The sequence below is a fragment of the Pseudomonas izuensis genome, assembly GCF_002356535.2.
Lineage (GTDB): Bacteria > Pseudomonadota > Gammaproteobacteria > Pseudomonadales > Pseudomonadaceae > Aquipseudomonas > Aquipseudomonas izuensis.
On record NZ_AP017423.2, the window covers coordinates 1,540,454 to 1,561,071 of the forward strand.

Genomic DNA, 20,618 nt, shown 5'->3' on the forward strand with positions numbered 1-20,618 from the left:
GACGAATGGTTCAGGCCTGTTGCAATGCCCTGGCGGTGACGACCCTGCGCCAGATCAGGCGAGCCACTGTGATCAGCCAGTTGATCGAGGCGATCGCCAGCACGGTGAGCAACAACGTCGCCATCCCGTGCTCGACGATGATTTTTCCGGCGAGCAGCGGGAAGCCGAATACACCGATGAAATACGACAAACTGAACAGCAGCAAGGACTGTGCGGTGGTGCCATTCGGTGCTTCATTGGCGGCCAAGCCGTTGATGACCGAATAAGTCAGCCCGTAACCGACACCGAGCATCACCGCTGCAAGCAAGTAGCTCAAGCCATTGTCGACCACGAAGCCAAACAGCAGGATCGAGCCCATCATCAGCCCCGACAGCACGCACGACGCACGCAACGGATCGCGCTTGACCACGATGCCGGCGATCAGCATGCGGCTGCTGATCGCGGCACTCATGAAGCCCAGGAAGAACAGCGAATAGTCAAGCGAGCGTGCCGCGGCATAGCTGGTCTGGAAGCTCGACAATCCACCGAAAACACAACCGCCCAAGCCAACCATGATGATCGGGAACAGCGCCCGGGACGACAGCACTTGCCCCGCGGCGAGCCAGGAAATCCGTGACACCGTGGTCGATTGCAACGAGGCGTTTTTCAAGTGTCGATCCAACTGCCAAAACAGCAGCACGCCAATCAGGCTCGCCAGCGCGGCGAGATAGAACGCCGCCGTCACCGGATAGCCCAGGGCGCTCGCGGCGCGTCCCAGCAATGGGCCGCTGCCGATCCCGGTCATCATGCTGCCCGACAACAAGGCAAAGTATTTGGCGCGCTGCGAGGGGGTGACCAGGCTTGCAACGATGATCGGCCCGAGGGTGTAGAACACGCCCCAGCCCAAACCCAGCAGCAGCCCGAAAAACAGCAACAGATTGCCGAAGCCCGGCGTCAGTGCGAAACCCAGGCTGGCGGCCACCAGCAGGACGCCGAACAGTGCCACCGAACGTGCCGCGCCAAGCAGGTCGGACAGGTGTCCGGAGGCAATCACCGCAACAAAAGTGCTGAGCATCGCCGCCGAAATCACGCTGCCGGCATCGTGCTCGTTACCCCCGCGCGAGCCGATCAGCAGGGACAGCAAAAAGGTCGAACCGTAGGACAGCGAGAGCAGGTAACTGGCCAGGCAAAACAGGCCGAACAACTTGCCGGAGACGGGGGGTGTTGCGGTAGACATGACGCGGTTCCTTGACCTGATAAATGCACAGGTCATCTATCTATCATGCAAGGCGCTTATGTTAGGTCCGAGGTTCACGATTTCAGGATTAGCGCAGGCCGGAGTATTCCCCCTGTAGGAGCCAGCCTGCTCGCGAAAAAACGCAAGGACACCGCGCTTGTTCAGGCTGCAACTGTAATCGTTGACGACCATCGCGAGCGAGCTCGCTCCTACAAATGCGGAGCCATCTCGCCACAGATCCCGCGCCGACTTAGTATGGCGTTTTCCATTTCTGACAAGGCACGTCCATGACGATCGAAATCCGCCCGGCGACCCCCAGTGATGCCCCGCAAATTCTCGCGTTCATCACCGAATTGGCCGACTACGAACGTGCCCGCCATGAAGTCATCGCCAGCGTGGCCGACATCGAACGCAGCCTGTTCAGCGAAGGTGCCACCGCCCATGGCTTGATCTGCCTGCGTGAAGGCGTGGCGATCGGTTTCGCGGTGTTCTTCTTCAGTTATTCCACGTGGCTTGGCAGCAACTGCCTGTACCTCGAAGACCTCTACATCACCCCTGAACAGCGCGGTGGCGGTGCGGGTAAAACCTTGTTGCGGCACCTGGCCAAGATCGCCTGTGCCAATGACTGCGGCCGTTTCGAATGGAGTGTGCTGGAGTGGAACACCCCGGCCATCGAATTCTACAAATCCCTGGGCGCGCAGCCGCAGGAAGAGTGGGTTCGCTATCGCATGGACGGGAAGGTGTTGCGCGAGTTCGCTGAAGGAAACTGATCGGCTTTAAAAGATCGCAGCCTTCGGCAGCTCCTACAGGGGAACGCATTCCAAATGTAGGAGCTGCCGTAGGCTGCGATCTTTTTTGTCTTTATCTCAATATATGGGATTGATATTTATATATTGAGATTTTTCTTTTTCGAGGTTTATAGTCCCCTTCACACACTGCCAAAAAAACAGAACAGGTGAAGCGATGCTGGCGCATTTGATCGCGCTCGATTGGGGGACAACCTCACTACGCGCTTACAAACTTGCCGCAGATGGCCAGGTGCTCGAACAGCGTTCGCTGTCGTCGGGGATCATGCAGTTGCCCAAGGCGCCGCGATTCATCGCCGGTCGTGAATGCACCGACGGTTTTGAATTGGCCTTCGATGAGGCCTGCGGTGACTGGCTCGACGCCCAACCCGATTTGCCGGTGATCGCCTGCGGCATGGTCGGCAGCGCCCAGGGCTGGCGCGAAGCGGCCTACCGCGATACACCGGCGAACGTCGCCAATCTCGGAACCTCCCTACAAATTGTTCGTAGCCTTCGCGGTGTCGATGTGCACATCGTGCCGGGGGTGATACAGCGTTCACACCTGCCCAATGTGATGCGCGGCGAAGAAACCCAGGTGCTCGGTGTGCTGCAAACCCTGTCGAGAGAGGCGGGTACCGATCTGTTGATCGGCCTGCCGGGCAGTCATTCGAAATGGGTGGAAGTGAGCGACGGCTGCATCGTGCACTTCGACACCTTCATGACCGGCGAAGTCTTCGCCGTCCTCAGTGAACATAGCATCCTGGGGCGCACCCAGCAGCGCGGCGGGTCGTTCGATGGCGAAGCTTTCGATCGTGGCGTGCAGGTCGCCTTGTCGGCGGACGGCGAAATCGGCGTGCTGTCGACCCTGTTCAGCGCCCGCAGTCTGGGCTTGACCGGTGAACTGAGCGCTACGGCGCAAGCGGATTATCTGTCCGGTCTGCTGCTCGGCCATGAGCTCTCGGCCCTGGCCAGCGTTCAACGCCGCCGACGCAACAGCATGCACCTGCCTTCAATCATCCTGATCGGCAATGCCCAACTGTGCAGCCGCTACAGCCGTGCCTTGGGCGCCTGCGGTTTTGCCCGGGTAACCTTGGCCGAGCAGGCCACCGAACGCGGGCTATGGCAACTGGCGGTCGCCGCCGGACTGGTCGCCGCAATGCCATCCCGTTAACCCTGACTGGAGTCCTGACATGCTCAAACAAGCACTGGCGCAAAACGGTCTGATCGCGATCCTGCGCGGCTTGCATCCGCAAGAAGCCGTCGCCATCGGAGAAGTCCTGTACGCGGCCGGATTTCGCGTCATCGAAGTACCGCTCAATTCCCCCGAGCCGTACGAAAGTATCCGCATCCTGCGCAGTACCTTGCCTGCCGATTGCCTGATCGGCGCGGGCACGGTGCTGACGCCGGAGCAGGTCGAGCAGGTGAAGGCGGCGGGTGGCCAGGTGATCGTCATGCCCCACAGCGATCCCAAGGTGCTGCGCGCGGCGAAAGCGGCCGGTCTGTACCTGTCGCCGGGTGTCGCCACGCCGACCGAAGCCTTCGCGGCTCTGGCCGAGGGCGCGGACGTGCTGAAGATGTTCCCGGCCGAGCAAATGGGGCCGGCGGTCGTCAAGGCCTGGCTCGCGGTGCTGCCGGCGGGAACGATCCTGGCGCCGGTCGGCGGCATCACCCCGGACAACATGCAGGCGTTTATCGACGCTGGCGTCAAAGGTTTCGGCCTCGGTTCCGGTCTGTTCAAGCCGGGCATGACACCGGAGCAAGTGGCGGCCAATGCCAAGGCCTACGTGGCTGCCTGGAAAGCCCTTCGCTAAGACTTTTCCGGCGATTACCTATGTCTCGGTTCTGGCATTGATCGGTGCGCTTTCCTACATCTTGTTGGTGGGCAAGGTCGAGCGTATCAAGTTGTAGTGGCAACGGTAGGCCGACCATAATGCCGCCCGTTCACTCGCTCAACGGTAAAGGCTGGATATGCAGGAAGACGCCCCAAAAATCGCCAAGGAGACCGCGCCGACCGGCACCCAGACCCTGCTTCGCGGCCTGGGTGTGGTTCAGGCCGTGGCCAGCGGCGCCCGCGATCTCAAGGAAATCGCCCGGCTGATCGGCACTACGCGCAGCACCACCCATCGCCTGGCCAGTTGCCTGGTGGATGAGCGTTACCTGCGGGTGGTGCCGCAAGTCGGCTATTTGTTGGGACCGAAGCTGATCGAACTGGGGTTTCAGGCGCGGGAGGAGTTACCGCTGGTGACCCTGGCCGGGCCGTACCTCGATGAGTTGTCGGCGTTGACCGGCGACACCATTCACCTGGCGATCCGCGAAGGCGATGAGGTGTTGTACCTGCACAAGAATCCGGGGCGCAACGGTCCGGAAATGCGTTCGCGGGTCGGCCATCGCATGCCGTTGGCGCGCACCGGGATCGGCAAGGCGCTGATGCTCGACGACACGCCGCAAGAGTGGCAGCGGTTGTACGAAATCAGTCTGCCTGCAGGTGGGAAAAATCAGTTCTGGCCACAGCACCTGGAGCAGTCCTGGGAGCAGTTTCAGCAGCGCATGCTCGAGTACGTGGCAGGTGGCTACGCTTTCGACCTGGAAGATAACGAACCCTCGATCCGCTGTGTGGCGGCGCCGATCCGCGACGCCAGCAAACGCATCGTCGCCGGCATCAGCATCGCCAGCACCGTGCCGTATATGCCGCTGGAAAAAATGGCCGAGCTGATTCCCTTGATCAAAGGGGTCACGGCCCGGCTGTCGGCGGAGCTTGGTTTGAAGGTGTAATCCTGGTCAGCTTTCGGTTTTCTTCTCTGCCGCTCCCAGCTCTTTCAGGCGCTGATCGATCAGCTGGCACTTGTCCGGCAGATCCTTGGAGGCAGTTTTCAGGTCCATCTTCTGTAACTCATCGTTGATCTCCTTGGCTTTAGCCGGGTTCTGTTCGGTGAGCTTGCTGACTTCCTGGGCCAGCTGTTCGCGCTTGGCGGTGGCTTCGTCTGGGGTACAGGCCCAAGCGGGCAGGGCACAGGCAAGGGTGGCGACGAGAGTGAGTTTCAGCAGGTTTTTCATTCTTCAGGCCTCAGTTCCGGTTAAGGCGGGTTAACCGGTTGAGGGTTCAAGGACTGAAAAAGTTCAGCGATCCTTGTAGGCGTGAGCCTGCTCGCGATAGCGGTGCATCAGTCGCAAACAATGTGCAGACACTCCGTTATCGCGAGCAGGCTCACTCCTGCAAAGGCCCGGCAGTGCGAAATATTATCCGCTATGGCAGCAACTGGATTTCACTGCTTCCTCATACTTATCGTGATGCCTCACCCACTCCATGATTTCCTCTTCATTCCTGCCCTTTGGCGTCAGATCAAGGTAGTTATAGGCGCCAACCAGGAGGTCCAGGCCACGGGCGTAGGTCGAGTAAGTGTGGAAAATCTCGCCGGCCTCGTTGCGATAAAACACGCTGAGGCCTGGGAGTTCTTCTTCGGAGCCGTCGGTTTTTTCGTAGTTGTAGGTAGCCTTGCCGGCAGCGACGTCCTCGGCGCGGGCGGTGACGCCAAAGTCGTAGTTGAAATCGCTTCCCGCCGATGACACCCAGTCGAATGTCCAGCCCATGCGCCGTTTGAAGGCCTGGAATTCGGCGAACGGTGCGTGGGAAACCGCCACCACGGCTACGTCGTGGTGGGCCAGATGCTGGTTGGCGCCGTCGATGTGATCGCTGAGGAACGAGCAACCAGGGCAACCCTCATCCCAGCCTTTTGCGAACATGAAGTGGTAAATGACCAGTTGGCTGCGGCCGCCGAACAAGTCAGCGAGTTTCAGTTCGCCCTGTGGGCCCTGGAAGCGGTAGTCCTTGTCGATTTTCACCCAGGGCAAGGCGCGGCGTTCGGCGCTCAGTCGATCTCGCTCCTTGGTGAACGCCTTTTCGTGGGCCAGGTGCTGTTTGCGGGCGGCGAGCCATTCTTCCCGGGACACGACGGGATGATTCTGAATGTTCATGATGATTTCTCCTGCGTGGGGCTGGGAGGTGATTTACACAGCCTAGTCGTTTGGTCACTGCGTAATTCGACATGCCGCCGGTCGGTATCAGTAAAAACCTGAGCTGAACGGCTGCCGGGTGCGCCGGTCACAATCTATGAAGGCCCTATCAATCACGGGCACCGGAGGTTGAATCAGGATGACGACTTATAACTGGGATTTGATTGAACGCTTGCTGCACGAAGTGCAGAACGGCGAAGCCAGCTTCACGCCACGACCTTATGCCGAACGATACGCGGCTGAAAAAGCTGCGCAGGGCGAGGTACCTGAAAACCTCGACCACTTGAAAGCGGTGGCCGGTGAGTACGAAAAATTACTGTTGGCACGAGGCTATATCGAACCCCGGCCCGAGGAGCAGGGCGGCACTGGCTCCAACTACATTCTGACCCTGCGTGGCTCGAGGCTGTTGAGCCTGATTGACAGCAGCATTCCCGGTAATGACCACCCGCGTCAGGTGCTCGATGAGCAGCAGGATGCGCTGGATGAAGTGACGTTTGATGAGGTGGCTTCGAAGGCGCAGATTGCCTGACTTCACGCAAATCCAATGTAGGAGCTGGCTTGCGAGCGAAGTCGGTGTCACTGACACACCGAGGTGTCTGGATTCGCTGGCAAGCCAGCTCCTACAAGTCATGTGAATTGCCATCAACCCTTTTTTGCCGCCTTCAGGCATTTCAAATCGCTGAAATCCTTCCTCACACCCTCGATTTTTATCAGCAATCGCTGACGCTGCTCCGGCGTGCTTTCGGCCATCAAATCCACAAACAGCGAACGCGCCTGCGCTTCAGTCTTGGCGAAAGCCTGGCGGTATTCCGGTGTCCACAAGCGCTCACGATTCACCAGAAGTGTCTCGATTCGCTGTGGGAATTCAGGGCCGTGACGTTGCGCCACCGCCGCACTGAACTGTTTCTGCCAGTGGACACGGTTGGCGATCCATTGCGTATTCTGGTCACCCAGGGCATTGGACCACGCGACGACACGCTGTTGTTGCGTGGGGCTGAGTGGCCCGAGCCAATCACCCAGGCGTTTCTCCATGCGCTCGCCACGGTCTTTGATCTGCTGCTCGAGGGGCGGCTTGAGGTATTGCGCCTGGCGTTTGCGCTGGTCCTTGGCGAAGGCCTCGTTCATTTCAGCGACCTGCCTGTCATCCAGTCCTTGCAGCAACTCGATGGCCGATGGGGTGATTTCCCGGGCGGTCTCGGCGATGGCCTGTTCGGCCTCTTCGGTGCGCGCTTGCAGGGCGGCATCGGTGACCTGGTTGGTTGCGACCATGGTCTGCAAGCGGTCCAGCCAATCCAGATAACCCGGCAATTGCGTGGTGCAGTGCCAGGTCAGGTGTTCCTTGAGACGTTCATTCAACCAGCTTTTTTGTTCGCCGTTCATGTCCAGGTAGTCGCTGAGCGTCCAGGGAATGATGACGTCGAGGTTGCGGTAAGCCAGGCCCATTCGACTGCATGCGCCGAGGGCGAGGATGAGTGTGAGCACGAAGGCAATGTGCCTTAACCAGCGAGACATGGGCGAATCCTTGCGAAAGCCTGGCTTCTGGATCTGATTCTCATGTGAACGCAGGATGAGCCCGGCAGTTCAGCCGATCAAGGGAAGGCGAGCAAGAAGAGCACGTGGCCTGATGGCTGAGCAGGTTTTTATGAGCGTTGGGGTATGGGGAGGGGGTATTGCGGGGAGGGTTCCAGTCCAAGCGCTTCGAAGCTCAAAGCGCTTGTGGACCAGGTGATGCCGAGGGTTGCTCTTATTTCTTGCCCAGGGTGATCTGCTTGGACGGGCCGAATGTCTGACCGCTGACGCCTTTGGCAATTTGCTGGATTTCACCGCCGGACTTGAGGAACGCAGCAATCTGGTTATTGATCGATTCGCTGGTTTCGACGGCTGGAGCTGGCTTTGCTTTGCTGGTGGATGCTTTTACGCGCATGGCGGCCATTAACCTGTAGAAAATTAACTTGGCCAGGCATCGTACAGGAATTACCTGCAATTTGCTTGGCAAATATCCCGTGGAGGTTTCACAGCGGGTGCAGGATAAATGGCGGATTATTATTGGAAAATATCCCCTAAGTCGCTGTTTTAAATAAAAACATGGATCGACAAAATAACGATTTTGACCGGGCCGAGAGCGTCGAAAATTGTCGGGGTGGTCAGACGAGCGGCCACTCGGGTGCGGCGAAATCCAGGAAAATTAAGGCCTTCGGAGGATTTTCTCGCGCCACCGGCCCGGCCGCCGAACGCGGCCGGCAAAAACGGGTAGAATGCCGCCCACGCAATGAGGGTATTGGACATGGCTTTAGTCGGGCGTTACAACAGTTTGCAAGTGGTTAAACACACTAACTTCGGTTTATATCTGGACGGTGGCGCGGATGGCGAAATACTTTTGCCTAATCGTTATATTCCAAAAGATATTCCCAGCGAAGATGAAGACTGGCTCAATGTTTTTGTTTATCTGGACAGTGATGACAAACTTATCGCGACGACAGAAAAACCGAAAGTTCAAGTCGGTGAATTCGCCAGCTTGAAAGTTGTTGAAGTCAACAGCATCGGTGTGTTCCTCGATTGGGGCCTGCCGAAGGATCTGTTGCTGCCGTTTTCGGAAGAAAAGCGCCAGATGACGGCCGGCGAATACGCCGTGGTGCATGTCTATCTCGACAAGCACACCCGCCGCATCACCGCGACGGCTCGCCTGGACCGCTATCTGGACAAGACCCCGGCCAACTACACCCCGGGCCAGGAAGTCGACCTGCTGGTTGCCGAAGCCACCGACATGGGGTTCAAGGCGATCATCAACAACAAGCACTGGGGCCTGATCCACAAGAACGAAATCTTCAAGTTCATGCGCGCGGGCAAAGAAGAGAAGGGCTTCATCAAGGAAGTTCGTGCCGACGGCAAGATCAGCCTGAGCCTGCAGCCGGTCGGCCAGGAAGCGGCCACCAGCCTGAACTCGAAGATCCTCGCCAAGTTGCGTGAGAACAATGGCACCCTGGCGGTCAGCGACAAGAGCGACCCGACGGTGATCAGCAGTATGTTCGGTGTCAGCAAAGGCAACTTCAAAAAGGCCATTGGTGCGTTGTACAAGAATGGCCAGATTGTCATTCATGCCGATCGCATTGAACTGAGCTGATAAGCTCGCTCCTACCGTGGGTAATTTCTGTACATCTGGTTAATAATCGATATTTTCGCCCCGACCTTGTGTCGGGGTTTTGCTTTTACTGCCGAGTCACTGCCATGGATCGTGTTGTTGTCGAGGTTTTCCGGTGAGCGCCACCCGGCGTAGCGCCGATGGATTCGCCTTGCAGGTGATGTTGGGGTTGTGCCTGGTCTGGGGCGTTCAGCAGGTCATGATCAAGTGGGCGGCGCCCGACATCGCGCCGGTCATGCAGGCGGCCGGGCGCTCGGGCATGTCTGCATTGCTGGTGGGATTGTTGATCTGCTGGAAGGGCGGTTGGAGTCAGGTTGGCAGCACCTGGCGCGGCGGGTTGTTGGCCGGTGCGTTGTTCGGTCTGGAGTTCTTCTTCATTTCTGAAGGCCTGCAATTGACCACGGCCGCGCATATGTCGGTGTTCCTCTACACTGCGCCGATTTTCACCGCACTGGGTGTGCACTGGCTGCTGCCGAGCGAGCGTTTGCGGCCTGTGCAGTGGCTGGGGATTTTCCTCGCATTCGTCGGGATTGCCATCGCATTTGCCGGTGGCGTGTCCTGGGACAATCTCGATTACCGCATGTTGATGGGCGATGCGCTGGGCGTGCTGGCCGGGGCGGCCTGGGGCGCGACCACCGTCGTGGTGCGGGCTTCGCGGTTGTCGGAGGCGCCGGTGACGTTGACACTGTTTTACCAACTGATCGTCGGCTTCTTCGGTTTGCTGTTGATCGCGCTGCTCAGTGGTCAGATCACCCACGTCAGCCTGACCCGCGTGGCGGTAGCCAGCGTGCTGTTCCAAGGCGTGGTGGTGTCGTTCTTCAGCTATCTGATCTGGTTCTGGTTGTTGCGCCGCTATCTGGCGGCGAACCTGGCGGTGTTTTCGTTCATGACGCCGTTGTTCGGCGTCACGTTCGGGGTGGTGTTGTTGGGCGAAAAACTGAGCCTGAACTTCGTCATTGGCGCGATTCTGGTGCTTTTGGGCATCACGTTTGTCAGCGCCGAGCAGTGGGTGCGTCGTCGTTTGCGCAGAGCGCTTGGGCAGTCCTGAGCACCGTCCAGCCTGGGTCGATTGACATTCTCTAGAAAAGAATAATAGTGGGTAACTTGTTCTTTTTTGGAGAATGCCATGGAATTCAGCCAATTGCGGATTTTCCAGGCGGTGGCGCAGGAAGAGTCCATCACCCGTGCCGCCGAGCGGCTGCACCGGGTGCCGTCCAATCTGTCGACCCGGCTCAAGCAGCTTGAAGAACAATTGGGCGTTGAACTGTTCGTTCGCGAGCGTCAGCGTTTGCAATTGTCGCCCGCGGGAAAAGTCCTGCTGGACTACACCGCCAGGCTGTTTGCCTTGCACGACGAAGCCCATGCAGCGGTCCAGGGTGGACAACCGGCCGGCGACTTCGTACTGGGCACCATGTACAGCACCGCCGCCATTCACCTCCCGGCGTTGCTGGCGCGCTATCACAAGCGTTACCCGGCGGTGAACCTGCAAGTGCAGTCCGGGCCCAGTGGTGAGTTGCTGGAAGGCTTGCTCACCGGCCGGCTCGATGCGGCGCTGGTGGACGGACCACCGGAACTGGCCGTGCTCGATGGCGTGTTGTTGTGCGAGGAGCGGTTGGTGCTGATCAGCGAGTCTGATCATCCTCCCGTGCTCAGTGCAAGGGATGTGGAAGGGCGCTCGGTGTTCACCTTTCGTCAGGGCTGTTCCTATCGCATGCGCCTGGAGTCCTGGTTTTCTCATGATCATGCGGCGATGGGCCGGGCGATTGAAATCGAATCCTATCCGGGAATGCTCGCCTGTGTGATTGCCGGATCGGGCGTGGCGTTGATGTCGGAGTCGATGCTTGCCAGCCTGCCGGGACGCGAAAGCGTGGCGGTCCATCCGTTGCCTGAACCGTTTGCCAGCGCGACCACCTGGCTGATGTGGCGCAAGGGCATGGTCGGCGCCAACCTGAACGCGTGGATCGAGGAGCAACAGGCGCTCTTTCCGTCGGCGCAAAGCCTGGTCCGCGCGATTGCATGATTTAATGCCATCGGATTGTGATCGATTCAGTAACAGATCATTGCCACTTTGGGCGAGCATTGCTCAGGACTTCGGACTATTATCAGTTCCAAGCGGCTACAGAATTCCGGTCGCTCGGCACTACCCTGAAGGGGGCATCATGAAAGAGAAAATCCAAAACTGGCTGCATGACCTGGGTGTCGCGCTCGGTTTGATCGAACCGCCTCTGCAACCTGTGCCCATTCGCACCGACGACGAGCAACGCCGACGCCAGCAGCGTCGCCGGTAAGCGAACAAACCGTTGAGAGGGTGCTTTTTTGTGGCGAGGGAGCTTGCTCCCGCTGGGCTGCGAAGCAGCCCCTCTTGATACCAAGGTTTCAGTCGTGGCGCTTTGAGAGGTTTTGCGAGGACTCCGCCCTCGAGCGGGAGCAAGCTCCCTCGCCACAAAGGGTATACCTGCTCTGGTGGCGTAAGTTTTCAATGCCGCCCAATCTTCATCAAAAACCGACTCAAGTCGTTCGCCGTCCTGGCTGTCTTGAGCATCCGGTCTTCCTCGGCGGTGAACGCCGTCAAGCCGAGTTCGTCTTCCAGATGGAAGATCAGCTCTTCGATATCCGATTTGTCCAATCCCAACTGCACCAGACTGGTGTTGTCGTCGAAGTCATCCTGACCTTCCAGCAGGCGGCTGATGTAGCGATGCACGGCGGCACGAACGGCAGCTTTTTTCATGGCGATCTTCGAGGGCGTTATTGTTTTGGTCGCCCCGGGCTTGAGTACAGCAGGCTTCAGCCGTGTGAGCGCTGCCACTCGTCAATCATGTGGCGCAGATGTTCCCCGGAAAAGCTGCCGAAATGCCCGCCATGCACCGTGCGGATCGGCAGGGCGCGCAAGCGTTGCAGGCTGCGTGCATAGTCGTCGAGGTTGGAGTGATAAGCGTCTTCGATCAGCGGCCCGTCGTAAATGATGTCGCCGCTGAACAGGGTCTCGGTGGCCGCTTCATACAGGCTGATGCCGCCCGGTGAGTGTCCCGGCGTGTGCAGCACTTGCAGCACCCGGTTGCCCAGGTCCAGTACATCACCTTCTTCGATCGTACCCGTGGCCGGCGCGGCCTTGACCCGATATTCGGCGTAGCACAACGGGCAATCGGGGTGCGCCTCGAACATGTCGTCGCCGACAAACATCCGGCTCAAATCGTTTTCACCGTCCGGTGCGGCCAGGATTTGCGCTTCGGCCGGGTGTACCAGGCGTTCGGAAAACTCGTGATGCCCGGCAATGTGGTCGAAATGGCAGTGACTGGCCACCGCCACCAGGGGGCGCTCGGTGATCCACGGCAATTGCTCGCGCAGGCTGACCAGCCCGGAACCGCTGTCCAGCAGCAGGTCCTTGTCGCGACCTTGCACATGCCAGAGATTGCAGCGGTAGAAAGGGCGAATGTAAGGCTCGTGAATCAAACGAATGCCGTCGCTGAGTTGTTTGACCTCGAACCACTGATCGCGGGAAACAATTTTCATCAAAGGTTTTCTCCAGGCGAAAAAAAACGGGTGTGGCAACCGACGCCACACCCGTCGAAGAAAAGCATCAAGTCGTTATGTTCAGCTTAGGCGGCGCTGGTCACCAGTGCCGGACGACGGGACATCAGGCTGACCACCACGAAGCTCACCAGACCTGCTACCAGGCTGTAGTAGATCGGGGTATTGGCGTCCAGACCGTCCTTGACCATGAACAGCAGGGCAGTGGCGAAGCCCACGCTCATGCTGGCGATGGCGCCGGCGGTGGTGGCGCGTTTCCAGAAAATCGCACCCATCAGCGGGATCAGCATGCCGCCAACCAACAGGTTGTAGGCCAGGGTCAGGGCGCTGATCACATCGTTCACTACCAGAGCGATGCCCAGTACGACAAGACCGGTCAACAGAGTCACCAGGCGGTTCAGGCCCAGGCTCGATGCTTTACCGCCGCGCAGTTTCGGCAGCAGGTCTTCGCTCAGGGTGGTGGCGGCAGCCAACAGGCCGGCGCTGGCGGTGGACATCATGGCGGCCAGTGCGGCAGCGATGACCAGGCCACGGATACCGTCCGGCAGGGACAGTTTCACGATGGCGGCGAATGCGTTGTTGACGTTGTCCAGATCCGGGATCAGTACGTGAGCGGCCATGCCGATCAGGGCGCACGCCAGACCGTAGATAATGCAGTAGATACCGGCAGCGGTACCGGCAACCTGAGCCACTTTAGCGGTCTTGACGGTGAACACCCGTTGCCAGATGTCCTGACCGATCAGGATGCCGAAGAAGTAGATCACGAAGTAGGTGATGATGGTGTCCCAGCCGATGGTGGTGAAGCTGAAGCTCGCCGCCGGCAGTTTGGCCACCAATTGATCCCAGCCGCCAACGCGGTACATGCAGATTGGCAGCAGGATGAACATCAGGCCAACGGTCTTGATCACGAACTGGACGATGTCGGTCAGGGTCAGCGACCACATGCCGCCGATGGCCGAGTAGATCACCACGACGCCACCACCGAGCAGTACCGAAATCCAGAACGGCAGGCCGAACAGCACTTGCAGCACGGTACCAATCGCCAGGATCGAAACGACGCCGATCATCAAGGCATAGGCCAGCATGATGACCGCGCTCGCGGAGCGGGCCATCGGGTTGTAGCGTTTTTCCAGCACCTGGGTAACGGTGTAGATCTTCAGTTTCAACAGCGGTTTGGCGAGGAACAGGTTCAGCGCCACGATTCCGCAACCCAGTGCGGCGCAGAGCCAGAAACCGGAGATGCCATGCACGTAGCCCAGGCGCACGGTGCCCACGGTGGACGCGCCGCCGAGGACGGTGGCAGCCATGGTGCCCATGTACAGGGTCGGGCCGAGGTTACGACCGGCGACCAAAAAGTCTTCGTTGGTCTTGGCCTTGCGCATGCCGTAGTAGCCGAGTATCAGCATCGCGGCGGCGTAGATGAGTACGACGAATAAATCCAAAGCCATTATGGCGTGTCTCCGATTGTCTTTTTTATGTGGAACTAAAAATCAATTCCTGAGCAAACATCGATCCCTGTGGGAGCGTGGCTTGCCCGCGAAGGGCGCGCCGCGGTCCGTCAGGCAAACCGCTTCATCGTTCATCGCGGGCAAGCCTCGCTCCCACAGGTCATGCGTTGACCACAGGTAATGCGTTTATCAGGCGACTTGTCGCATCGCCGGTTTAACGAGCGAATCCTTGCTCATGCTGCGTGGATCGTTCGGGCCGAACACCGCAGTCGGTTCCGGGAACAGACTCAGCAAGACCAGGTAAACCACCGAGGCCAGGCCCAGGGTCACCGGCAGACTGATATCGATACCGCCGGCCATTTCGCCCAGTGGTCCGACGAATTGCCCCGGCAGGTTCACGAAGCACAGGCCGACGGCCGCGCTCGGGATCCAGGCACCCAGGCCACGCCAGTTCCAGCCATGGGTGAACCAGTAACGGCCACCTTTCTCGCCACGGGTGAACACTTGCAGGTCATCCGGGCAGTAGAAACCGCGACGTACCAACAGGCCGATGATCATGATCACCATCCACGGAGTGGTGCAGGTGATGATCAGTACGGCGAAGGTCGACACGCTCTGCACCAGGTTCGCCGCGAAGCGTCCGATGAAGATGAAGGCAATCGACATCACCCCGATCAGCAGCGTGGCCTTGACCCGCGACAGCACCCGTGGGAACACGCTGGACATGTCCAGCCCGGTGCCATACAGCGAGGTGGTGCCGGTGGACATGCCGCCGATCACCGCAATCAGACACACCGGCAGGAAGAACCAGCTCGGCGATACCGCCAACAGGCCGCCCACATAGTTGTTGGCCGCGATGTAGTCCGGCGCCTTGACCGCGACGATGGTGGCAGTGACCAGGCCGAACAGGAACGGGATGAAGGTTGCGATCTGCGAAATCACCACAGCGGCCATGATGCGGCGCTTGGAGGTATCACGCGGAATGTAGCGCGACCAGTCGCCCAGGAACGCCCCGAAGGAAATCGGGTTGCTCATGGCCACCAGCGCAGCGCCGATGAACGCCGCCCAGAACCCCGGTTGCCCCATGTTCACGGTGCCGGCGTAGTTCACATCGAAGGGACCGGCAAAAGCGAAAGCCCCCAGCAGGAACAACAGGCTGGCGCTCCATACTGCGATCTTGTTGACCCACAGCAGGAAACGGAAGCCATAGATGCACACGGTCAGCACCAGAATCGCGAACAGACCGTAGGCCAGGCCCAGGGTCAGGTCGGTTTCCGGCAGGCCGATCAGGCGTTTGGCACCACCGATCAACGCATCGCCCGAACTCCACACCGAGAGGGAGAAGAAGGCGATAGCGGTCAACAGCGACAGGAACGAACCTACGATCCGCCCGTGCACGCCGAAGTGCGCACCGGAAGATACGGCGTTGTTGGTGCCGTTGATCGGGCCGAACAGGCCCATCGGCGCGAGGATCAGCGAACCGAGCAACACGCCCAGCACAATCGCCCAGGCGCCAGCCTGGAAAGACAGGCCGAACAGCACCGGGAAACTGCCGAGAACGGCGGTGGCAAAGGTGTTCGAACCACCGAAGATCATCCGGAACAGGTCCGTCGGGCCTGCGGTGCGTTCGTTGTCCGGGATCTGCTCGACCCCGTGGGTTTCAATTTGCGTAAGGCTTTGGTCTTTGTTGTTGTTATTCATGATCAGCTCCGATCATAAAGGCGCGCTCATCGTGCGTGAGCGTCACCCGTGTTGGCTAAGGGGTTGGCAGCCCTTCCGGCATCGCGGACAAATGTTCGTGGCAGGCCAGCCATAGGCCTTGTTGTTCTTGGCCAGACGCTTGTTTCTTGAAAACAATCGTCTCGCGCTCCTGGCTGAAGTGTTGCTCCCCTTGCATGCGCAGCTCGGTGGCCACGTCATGGATAAAAATCGCTACATCACCCTGCAGGCTGACGAAGGCGTTGCTCGAGGTGCATGACAGCACTTCGAAGCCGTCCTCGGCACGCCAGCTGTCCCACAAGGCCTGGTAGGCATCGCGCGACAGCAGTGGCTGTTCGAGGGTGTAGAAAACGAAGCTGGCATCGGCGCTGAACGCGCCGAAGTAGGCTTCGCGATCGTTGCGGGCGAAGGCGGACACCAGATCGGCGGCCGCTTTCAAGACCTGATCGCGTTCGGTCATGACCAATCCTCAGCGGTGGACTACGCCAGGCAGTACGCAGAGCATTTCGTACAGCAGGTTGGCGGCCAGCAGCGAGGTGTTGCCGGTGGTGTCATAAGCGGGCGAGACTTCTACCAGATCGCAACCGATCAGGTCGAGGCCTTGGCAGCCGCGAACGATCTCGATGGCCTGAATGGTGGTCAAGCCGCCGATTTCCGGGGTGCCGGTGCCAGGCGCCCAGGCCGGGTCGATACCGTCGATGTCGAAGCTCAGGTACACCGGACCGCCACCGACTTTCTCGCGAACTTCGGCCATCAGCGGTTCCAGGGACTTGTGCCAGCACTCTTCGGCCTGGACCACACGGAAGCCCTGGTTGCGGCTCCAGTTGAAGTCGTCAGCGGTGTAGCCCTGGGCGCGCAGACCGATTTGCACAACGCGGTCCGGATCGATCAGGCCTTCTTCGACGGCGCGACGGAAGGTGGTGCCGTGGGCGATTTTCTCGCCGAACATGTGATCGTTCACATCGGCGTGGGCATCGATGTGCACCAGGCCGACCTTGCCGTGCTTTTTATGGATGGCACGCAGGATCGGCAGGGTGATGGTGTGGTCGCCGCCCAGGGTCAGCGGGATCACATCGTGTTCGAGGATGTTGTCGTAGGACTCTTCGATGATCCGTACGGCATCCAGCAGGTTGAAGGTGTTGATCGCCACGTCGCCGATGTCGGCAACCGACAGCGAGTCGAACGGAGCAGCACCGGTGGCCATGTTGTACGGGCGGATCATCACCGATTCGGCGCGGATATCACGCGGCCCGAAACGGGTGCCAGGGCGCAGGGAAGTACCGATGTCCAGGGGCACGCCTACGAAGGCAGCGTCCAGGCCGGCAGCGGTAGGAACATGGGGGAGTCGCAGCATGGTGGCGATGCCGCCGAAACGCGGCATTTCGTTGCCGCCCAGTGGTTGGTGAAGAATCTTTTCCACGGGTAAGGCCTCATCGTCGTTGTTTTATTTATGCAGGCACGCCGTTCACGGAAGGTACGGGCGCCGCTTTGAGCCGATTCTGCGAAATGTAGTGGCCGGGAAGAATCGCTACGGGCAAATACTTAGTTCAGATTTTTCTAAACTAATGGTCCGGGGAGGATTAGACTTCACTCCGCAGCTGATGTGGTGTGTCGAATGGCCTTTTCGCTGGCAAGCCAGCTCCTACAGGTTTTGGGTCGTGCACAGCATCATCTGTAGGAGCTGGCTTGCCAGCGAAGGCGGCCGAATGGTTGCCACCAGACTGACCTTGCATCGAGCGGAGTTCGCAGATCCCATGGCCAACGCTTTACCCGACCTGAAACTATTGCGCATCTTCGTCAGCGTGGTGCGTCATCAGGGATTCGCCAACGCCCAACAAGAGCTCAACCTCTCGACGTCAGCCATCAGCACCTACATGAGCCAGCTCGAGTCGGCGCTGGGCCTGGTGCTGTGCCATCGCGGCCGTGGTGGTTTCAGCCTGACCAGCAAGGGCGAGTTGTTCCATCAGGAAACCCTGCGTCTGCTGGGCGAGTTGGAAGGGTTCGAACAATACGCCGCCGCGCTCAAGGGCGAATTGCGCGGCACGTTGAACCTGGGGGTGATCGACTCCACCGTCAGTGACAAGGCCTTGCCGTTCGCCGAAGCCATCGGCGCCTACAGCCAGGAACACCCGGCGGTGCATTTGCATTTGTCGGTGATGAGCCCCTATGAACTGCAACTGGGCGTGCAGGACAACCGTCTCGACCTGGCCATCGGCGCGTTTTCCACGCGCATGAGCGGCCTGGTGTACATGCCGCTGTACCGCGAGCAGCACTGGCTGTATTGCAGCACGCGGCATCCGCTGTTCAACGAGCGGCGCATTCCCGAGCAGGTCATCACCCAGCAGCGCATGGTCGGTCGCGGCTACTGGAGCCAGGCCGAACTGGCTCGCCATGGCTTCAAGCACAGCGCCGCGACGGTGGAGAGTATGGAGGCGCAGCTGATCCTGGTGCTGTCCGGCGCCTACATCGGCTACTTGCCGGAGCACTATGCCCAGGCCTGGGCCGACAAGGGCGACTTGCGTGTGCTGTTGCCGGCGACTTTCGGGTATCAGGCTCCATTCTCGATGATCGTGCGTCGGGGCCGCAGCCGCGAGCCGTTGATCCAGACGTTCCGCGATCTGCTCAAGGCGCAACTGAATCAGGCTGCCTGAGGGAATAAAATCGATGTCCAGAATTCAATGCCCGCGCTGCCTGCGTCCGCAAAGCCATTGCCTGTGCCCACTGATCCCCAGCCTCGACAGCCGCACCCGGCTGTTGCTGTTGCAACATCCGAGCGAGGTGAACCATGCGCTGAACACCGCGCGGCTGGCGGCGCTGGGCTTGAAAAATGCCGAGTTGATCGTCGGCGAGGTGTTCGAGGACTTGCCGAGGCTGTTGAATCAACCGGGTTATCAGGCGCGGTTGTTGTTTCCCGCCGACGATGCGCAGCCGATGCAGGCTTACAGCGCATCCGATGATCCGTTGCTGCTGGTGGTGCCGGACGGCACCTGGCGCAAGGCGCGCAAGATGCTGCACTTGAACCCGCTGCTGGCGGCATTGCCCCGAGTGGCCCTGGCCGAGGGCGGCGTGTCCCGTTATCGGCTGCGCAAGGCACCGGGGCCGGGAGCGCTGTCGACGGTGGAGGCGATTGTGCAGGCGTTGCAGGTGCTTGAAGCGCCGGCTTCATTCGAGCCGTTGTTGAAGCCGTTCGAGGCGTTGATCGAGGGGCAGATTGCGGCGATGGGGGAGGAGGTTTTTCAGCGTAATCATGGGCCGAAATAGTCGTTGTCTGCACTGGCCTCTTCGCGAGCAGGCTCGCTCCCACAGTTGACCGGGTTCTTCCAGTAGAAATGCGGTCCCTTGTGGGAGCGAGCCTGCTCGCGAAAGCGGCAGAACAATCACCAAAAATCCCTGAAAGAAACTACCTTTCCCGCATCGCCTCAGTCCGCGCCTTGAGCACCGGTTTAAGCAGGTAATCCAGCACCGTCTTCTCCCCGGTAATGATGTCCACCGTCGCCACCATCCCCGGAATGATCAGCAAGGGTTTCACATCCCCGCCCAAATGGTTTTTATCAGTGCGCACCTGGATCAGGTAGAAGCTGTTGCCCTTCTCATCGGTGATGGTGTCGGCACCGATCAGTTCAAGCTTGGCACTCAAGCCGCCATAGATCGTGTAGTCGTAGGCACTGAACTTGACCATGGCTTTCTGCCCCGGATGCAGGAAGGCGACGTCCTGTGGCCGCACCTTGGCCTCGATCAGCAGGTTGTCTTCCAGGGGCACGATTTCCACCATGTCGCTGCCCGGCTGGACCACGCCGCCAATGGTGTTGACCTTCAGTACCTTGATGATGCCCTTGACCGGCGACATCACCGTGGTGCGGGTCACGCGGTCGTCGATGGCGATGCTCGATGCGGTGATTTTCGACAGGTCGGTGCGTTTCTCATTCAGCTCCTTGGCCGCCTCCGAGCGGAAGGTCTGTTCCGACTCGTCGATCTTGCTCTTGATCTCGGCCATCGCCGATTCCGCCCGGGGAATCGCCAGGGTGGTGGCGTTCAGCGAGCCGCGGATTTCCACGGCGCTGCGTCTGAGGCGCAGGATCTCCACCGGTGACACGGCACCGGTCTTGACCAGTGGCTCGGACATGGCCATCTCCTGGTTGACCAGGGCCAGGCTTGAACCGTATTGCCCCGCCTTGGAGCGGAACTCCGCCAGCTCCTGGGTTTTTTGCCGCAGTTGTTCGGTCAGTGTGCGTTGTTCGCTGGCCAGTCGACGTTGCCGTTGTTCGTACAGCGAGCGTTCGTCCTCGGCCACTTGCGGGGCCTTGGCGATCACTTCTTCCGACAGTTTGAAGGGGCGGCCTTCGGCTTCCGCCGACAACCGTTCGACCTGCGCGGTCAGTGCATAACGATCGGCCTCGCTTTCGCCCTTGTTCGACAGGTAGCGCGTGTCATCCAGGCGCAACAGGGTGTCGCCCTTGTTCACCATTTGCCCTTCGCGCACGAAGATCTCGGTGACGATGCCGCCCTCGAGGTTCTGGATCACCTGCACCTTGCTCGATGGAATGGCCTTGCCTTCGCCCATGGTGACTTCCTGCAACACGGCGAACCTGGCCCAGACCAGTGCGCTGATCAGCAGCGCCGCCGCCAGCCACACCGTGATCCGCGACCAGCGTGGCGAGTCTTGCAATGAAGCGCCGGCGGTTTCCGGCATGAATTCGACTTCAGCGCTTTTTGAAAAGCTGTTGAAGTAGCCACGCTCTTTCGACGTTACAGGCAGATCCGCAGACATGGGC

The 20,618-nt window shown here is 59.7% G+C and carries 24 protein-coding genes; 11 read left to right on the forward strand and 13 right to left on the reverse strand.

The window, feature by feature from the left end; translation table 11 throughout:
- Positions 1-10 precede the first annotated feature (10 nt).
- Entirely contained in the window at positions 11-1,216 is a 1,206-nt protein-coding gene (locus tag LAB08_RS07000; RefSeq protein ID WP_096512900.1) for an MFS transporter, read from the reverse strand.
- Positions 1,217-1,503: 287 nt separating this feature from the next.
- Between LAB08_RS07000 and LAB08_RS07005 the strand changes: the two genes are divergently transcribed.
- From LAB08_RS07005 to LAB08_RS07020, 4 genes are all read left to right on the forward strand, one after another.
- Complete coding sequence (locus LAB08_RS07005; protein WP_096512899.1) at positions 1,504-1,986, forward strand: GNAT family N-acetyltransferase; 483 nt, start codon at positions 1,504-1,506, stop codon at positions 1,984-1,986.
- A gap of 193 nt (positions 1,987-2,179) precedes the next feature.
- Entirely contained in the window at positions 2,180-3,172 is a 993-nt protein-coding gene (locus tag LAB08_RS07010; protein ID WP_096512898.1) for a 2-dehydro-3-deoxygalactonokinase, read from the forward strand.
- A gap of 19 nt (positions 3,173-3,191) precedes the next feature.
- A complete protein-coding gene (locus tag LAB08_RS07015) occupies positions 3,192-3,812 on the forward strand; it encodes a 2-dehydro-3-deoxy-6-phosphogalactonate aldolase (RefSeq protein WP_096512897.1) in 621 nt (206 codons plus the stop codon).
- Between the two features lie 157 nt (positions 3,813-3,969).
- Positions 3,970-4,773 carry an IclR family transcriptional regulator gene (locus tag LAB08_RS07020; protein WP_096512896.1) on the forward strand — a complete coding sequence of 268 codons (804 nt, stop codon included), beginning with the start codon at positions 3,970-3,972 and terminating at the stop codon, positions 4,771-4,773.
- Positions 4,774-4,779: 6 nt separating this feature from the next.
- Here the strand turns inward: LAB08_RS07020 and LAB08_RS07025 are convergent, their stop codons facing one another.
- Together LAB08_RS07025 and LAB08_RS07030 are read right to left on the reverse strand one after the other, a co-directional pair.
- Positions 4,780-5,055 (reverse strand): hypothetical protein, encoded by a 276-nt coding sequence (locus LAB08_RS07025; protein ID WP_096512895.1) that lies wholly within the window; start codon positions 5,053-5,055, stop codon positions 4,780-4,782.
- A gap of 183 nt (positions 5,056-5,238) precedes the next feature.
- The gene (locus tag LAB08_RS07030) at positions 5,239-5,973 is read right to left on the reverse strand and encodes a DUF899 domain-containing protein (RefSeq protein ID WP_096512894.1); all 735 of its coding nucleotides are present in this window, start codon (positions 5,971-5,973) and stop codon (positions 5,239-5,241) included.
- Positions 5,974-6,151: 178 nt separating this feature from the next.
- Between LAB08_RS07030 and LAB08_RS07035 the strand changes: the two genes are divergently transcribed.
- A complete protein-coding gene (locus LAB08_RS07035) occupies positions 6,152-6,541 on the forward strand; it encodes a transcriptional regulator (protein WP_096512893.1) in 390 nt (129 codons plus the stop codon).
- 113 nt (positions 6,542-6,654) lie between these two features.
- Here the strand turns inward: LAB08_RS07035 and LAB08_RS07040 are convergent, their stop codons facing one another.
- The 3 genes from LAB08_RS07040 to LAB08_RS07050 form a co-directional block, all read right to left on the reverse strand.
- On the reverse strand, positions 6,655-7,524 hold the full coding sequence (locus tag LAB08_RS07040; RefSeq protein WP_096512892.1) for a DUF6279 family lipoprotein: 870 nt from the start codon (positions 7,522-7,524) through the stop codon (positions 6,655-6,657).
- Positions 7,525-7,756: 232 nt separating this feature from the next.
- Positions 7,757-7,945 (reverse strand): PFL_1563 family small protein, encoded by a 189-nt coding sequence (locus LAB08_RS07045; protein ID WP_028621608.1) that lies wholly within the window; start codon positions 7,943-7,945, stop codon positions 7,757-7,759.
- Between the two features lie 140 nt (positions 7,946-8,085).
- The gene (locus LAB08_RS07050; protein WP_147432573.1) at positions 8,086-8,298 is read right to left on the reverse strand and encodes a hypothetical protein; all 213 of its coding nucleotides are present in this window, start codon (positions 8,296-8,298) and stop codon (positions 8,086-8,088) included.
- Here LAB08_RS07050 and LAB08_RS07055 point away from each other — a divergent pair.
- The 4 genes from LAB08_RS07055 (at position 8,297) to LAB08_RS30520 (ending at position 11,439) form a co-directional block, all read left to right on the forward strand.
- Complete coding sequence (locus tag LAB08_RS07055; protein ID WP_096512891.1) at positions 8,297-9,133, forward strand: CvfB family protein; 837 nt, start codon at positions 8,297-8,299, stop codon at positions 9,131-9,133. The genes LAB08_RS07050 and LAB08_RS07055 overlap by 2 nt on opposite strands.
- Positions 9,134-9,266: 133 nt before the next feature.
- A complete protein-coding gene (locus LAB08_RS07060; RefSeq protein ID WP_096512890.1) occupies positions 9,267-10,199 on the forward strand; it encodes a DMT family transporter in 933 nt (310 codons plus the stop codon).
- Positions 10,200-10,277: 78 nt separating this feature from the next.
- A complete protein-coding gene (gene ptrR, locus LAB08_RS07065; protein WP_096512889.1) occupies positions 10,278-11,171 on the forward strand; it encodes a putrescine utilization regulator PtrR in 894 nt (297 codons plus the stop codon).
- Between the two features lie 139 nt (positions 11,172-11,310).
- Entirely contained in the window at positions 11,311-11,439 is a 129-nt protein-coding gene (locus LAB08_RS30520) for a PA1414 family protein (protein ID WP_007914492.1), read from the forward strand.
- Positions 11,440-11,627: 188 nt separating this feature from the next.
- On the opposite strand, the gene LAB08_RS07070 is transcribed toward LAB08_RS30520, so the two are convergent.
- The 6 genes from LAB08_RS07070 to speB form a co-directional block, all read right to left on the reverse strand.
- Positions 11,628-11,879 (reverse strand): acyl carrier protein, encoded by a 252-nt coding sequence (locus LAB08_RS07070; protein ID WP_096512888.1) that lies wholly within the window; start codon positions 11,877-11,879, stop codon positions 11,628-11,630.
- A 56-nt stretch (positions 11,880-11,935) separates the two neighbouring features.
- The gene (locus LAB08_RS07075; RefSeq protein ID WP_096512887.1) at positions 11,936-12,661 is read right to left on the reverse strand and encodes an MBL fold metallo-hydrolase; all 726 of its coding nucleotides are present in this window, start codon (positions 12,659-12,661) and stop codon (positions 11,936-11,938) included.
- 86 nt (positions 12,662-12,747) lie between these two features.
- Complete coding sequence (locus LAB08_RS07080; protein WP_096512886.1) at positions 12,748-14,127, reverse strand: sodium:solute symporter family protein; 1,380 nt, start codon at positions 14,125-14,127, stop codon at positions 12,748-12,750.
- A 189-nt stretch (positions 14,128-14,316) separates the two neighbouring features.
- On the reverse strand, positions 14,317-15,828 hold the full coding sequence (locus tag LAB08_RS07085) for a purine-cytosine permease family protein (protein ID WP_096512885.1): 1,512 nt from the start codon (positions 15,826-15,828) through the stop codon (positions 14,317-14,319).
- Positions 15,829-15,883: 55 nt separating this feature from the next.
- The gene (locus LAB08_RS07090; protein WP_096512884.1) at positions 15,884-16,306 is read right to left on the reverse strand and encodes a YybH family protein; all 423 of its coding nucleotides are present in this window, start codon (positions 16,304-16,306) and stop codon (positions 15,884-15,886) included.
- Between the two features lie 9 nt (positions 16,307-16,315).
- On the reverse strand, positions 16,316-17,266 hold the full coding sequence (speB, locus tag LAB08_RS07095) for an agmatinase (protein ID WP_096512883.1): 951 nt from the start codon (positions 17,264-17,266) through the stop codon (positions 16,316-16,318).
- 334 nt (positions 17,267-17,600) lie between these two features.
- On the opposite strand from speB, the gene LAB08_RS07100 reads away from it, so the two are divergent.
- Positions 17,601-18,497, forward strand: coding sequence for a LysR family transcriptional regulator (locus LAB08_RS07100; RefSeq protein WP_096515527.1), 897 nt, complete (start codon positions 17,601-17,603; stop codon positions 18,495-18,497).
- A 13-nt stretch (positions 18,498-18,510) separates the two neighbouring features.
- Complete coding sequence (locus LAB08_RS07105) at positions 18,511-19,107, forward strand: tRNA-uridine aminocarboxypropyltransferase (protein WP_096512882.1); 597 nt, start codon at positions 18,511-18,513, stop codon at positions 19,105-19,107.
- 139 nt (positions 19,108-19,246) lie between these two features.
- On the opposite strand, the gene LAB08_RS07110 is transcribed toward LAB08_RS07105, so the two are convergent.
- Positions 19,247-20,614: an HlyD family type I secretion periplasmic adaptor subunit gene (locus tag LAB08_RS07110; RefSeq protein WP_096512881.1), complete on the reverse strand. Its 1,368-nt coding sequence runs from the start codon at positions 20,612-20,614 to the stop codon at positions 19,247-19,249.
- Positions 20,615-20,618: the final 4 nt, after the last annotated feature.

Bases quoted from the DNA above. Each gene is read 5' to 3' on its own strand.
- LAB08_RS07000 (WP_096512900.1), bottom strand. From the start codon at position 1,216: ATGTCTACCGCAACACCCCCCGTCTCCGGCAAGTTGTTCGGCCTGTTT.
- LAB08_RS07005 (WP_096512899.1), top strand. From the start codon at position 1,504: ATGACGATCGAAATCCGCCCGGCGACCCCCAGTGATGCCCCGCAAATT.
- LAB08_RS07010 (WP_096512898.1), top strand. From the start codon at position 2,180: ATGCTGGCGCATTTGATCGCGCTCGATTGGGGGACAACCTCACTACGC.
- LAB08_RS07015 (WP_096512897.1), top strand. From the start codon at position 3,192: ATGCTCAAACAAGCACTGGCGCAAAACGGTCTGATCGCGATCCTGCGC.
- LAB08_RS07020 (WP_096512896.1), top strand. From the start codon at position 3,970: ATGCAGGAAGACGCCCCAAAAATCGCCAAGGAGACCGCGCCGACCGGC.
- LAB08_RS07025 (WP_096512895.1), bottom strand. From the start codon at position 5,055: ATGAAAAACCTGCTGAAACTCACTCTCGTCGCCACCCTTGCCTGTGCC.
- LAB08_RS07030 (WP_096512894.1), bottom strand. From the start codon at position 5,973: ATGAACATTCAGAATCATCCCGTCGTGTCCCGGGAAGAATGGCTCGCC.
- LAB08_RS07035 (WP_096512893.1), top strand. From the start codon at position 6,152: ATGACGACTTATAACTGGGATTTGATTGAACGCTTGCTGCACGAAGTG.
- LAB08_RS07040 (WP_096512892.1), bottom strand. From the start codon at position 7,524: ATGTCTCGCTGGTTAAGGCACATTGCCTTCGTGCTCACACTCATCCTC.
- LAB08_RS07045 (WP_028621608.1), bottom strand. From the start codon at position 7,945: ATGGCCGCCATGCGCGTAAAAGCATCCACCAGCAAAGCAAAGCCAGCT.
- LAB08_RS07055 (WP_096512891.1), top strand. From the start codon at position 8,297: ATGGCTTTAGTCGGGCGTTACAACAGTTTGCAAGTGGTTAAACACACT.
- LAB08_RS07050 (WP_147432573.1), bottom strand. From the start codon at position 8,298: ATGTCCAATACCCTCATTGCGTGGGCGGCATTCTACCCGTTTTTGCCG.
- ptrR (WP_096512889.1), top strand. From the start codon at position 10,278: ATGGAATTCAGCCAATTGCGGATTTTCCAGGCGGTGGCGCAGGAAGAG.
- LAB08_RS30520 (WP_007914492.1), top strand. From the start codon at position 11,311: ATGAAAGAGAAAATCCAAAACTGGCTGCATGACCTGGGTGTCGCGCTC.
- LAB08_RS07070 (WP_096512888.1), bottom strand. From the start codon at position 11,879: ATGAAAAAAGCTGCCGTTCGTGCCGCCGTGCATCGCTACATCAGCCGC.
- LAB08_RS07075 (WP_096512887.1), bottom strand. From the start codon at position 12,661: ATGAAAATTGTTTCCCGCGATCAGTGGTTCGAGGTCAAACAACTCAGC.
- LAB08_RS07080 (WP_096512886.1), bottom strand. From the start codon at position 14,127: ATGGCTTTGGATTTATTCGTCGTACTCATCTACGCCGCCGCGATGCTG.
- LAB08_RS07085 (WP_096512885.1), bottom strand. From the start codon at position 15,828: ATGAATAACAACAACAAAGACCAAAGCCTTACGCAAATTGAAACCCAC.
- LAB08_RS07090 (WP_096512884.1), bottom strand. From the start codon at position 16,306: ATGACCGAACGCGATCAGGTCTTGAAAGCGGCCGCCGATCTGGTGTCC.
- LAB08_RS07100 (WP_096515527.1), top strand. From the start codon at position 17,601: ATGGCCAACGCTTTACCCGACCTGAAACTATTGCGCATCTTCGTCAGC.
- LAB08_RS07105 (WP_096512882.1), top strand. From the start codon at position 18,511: ATGTCCAGAATTCAATGCCCGCGCTGCCTGCGTCCGCAAAGCCATTGC.
- LAB08_RS07110 (WP_096512881.1), bottom strand. From the start codon at position 20,614: ATGTCTGCGGATCTGCCTGTAACGTCGAAAGAGCGTGGCTACTTCAAC.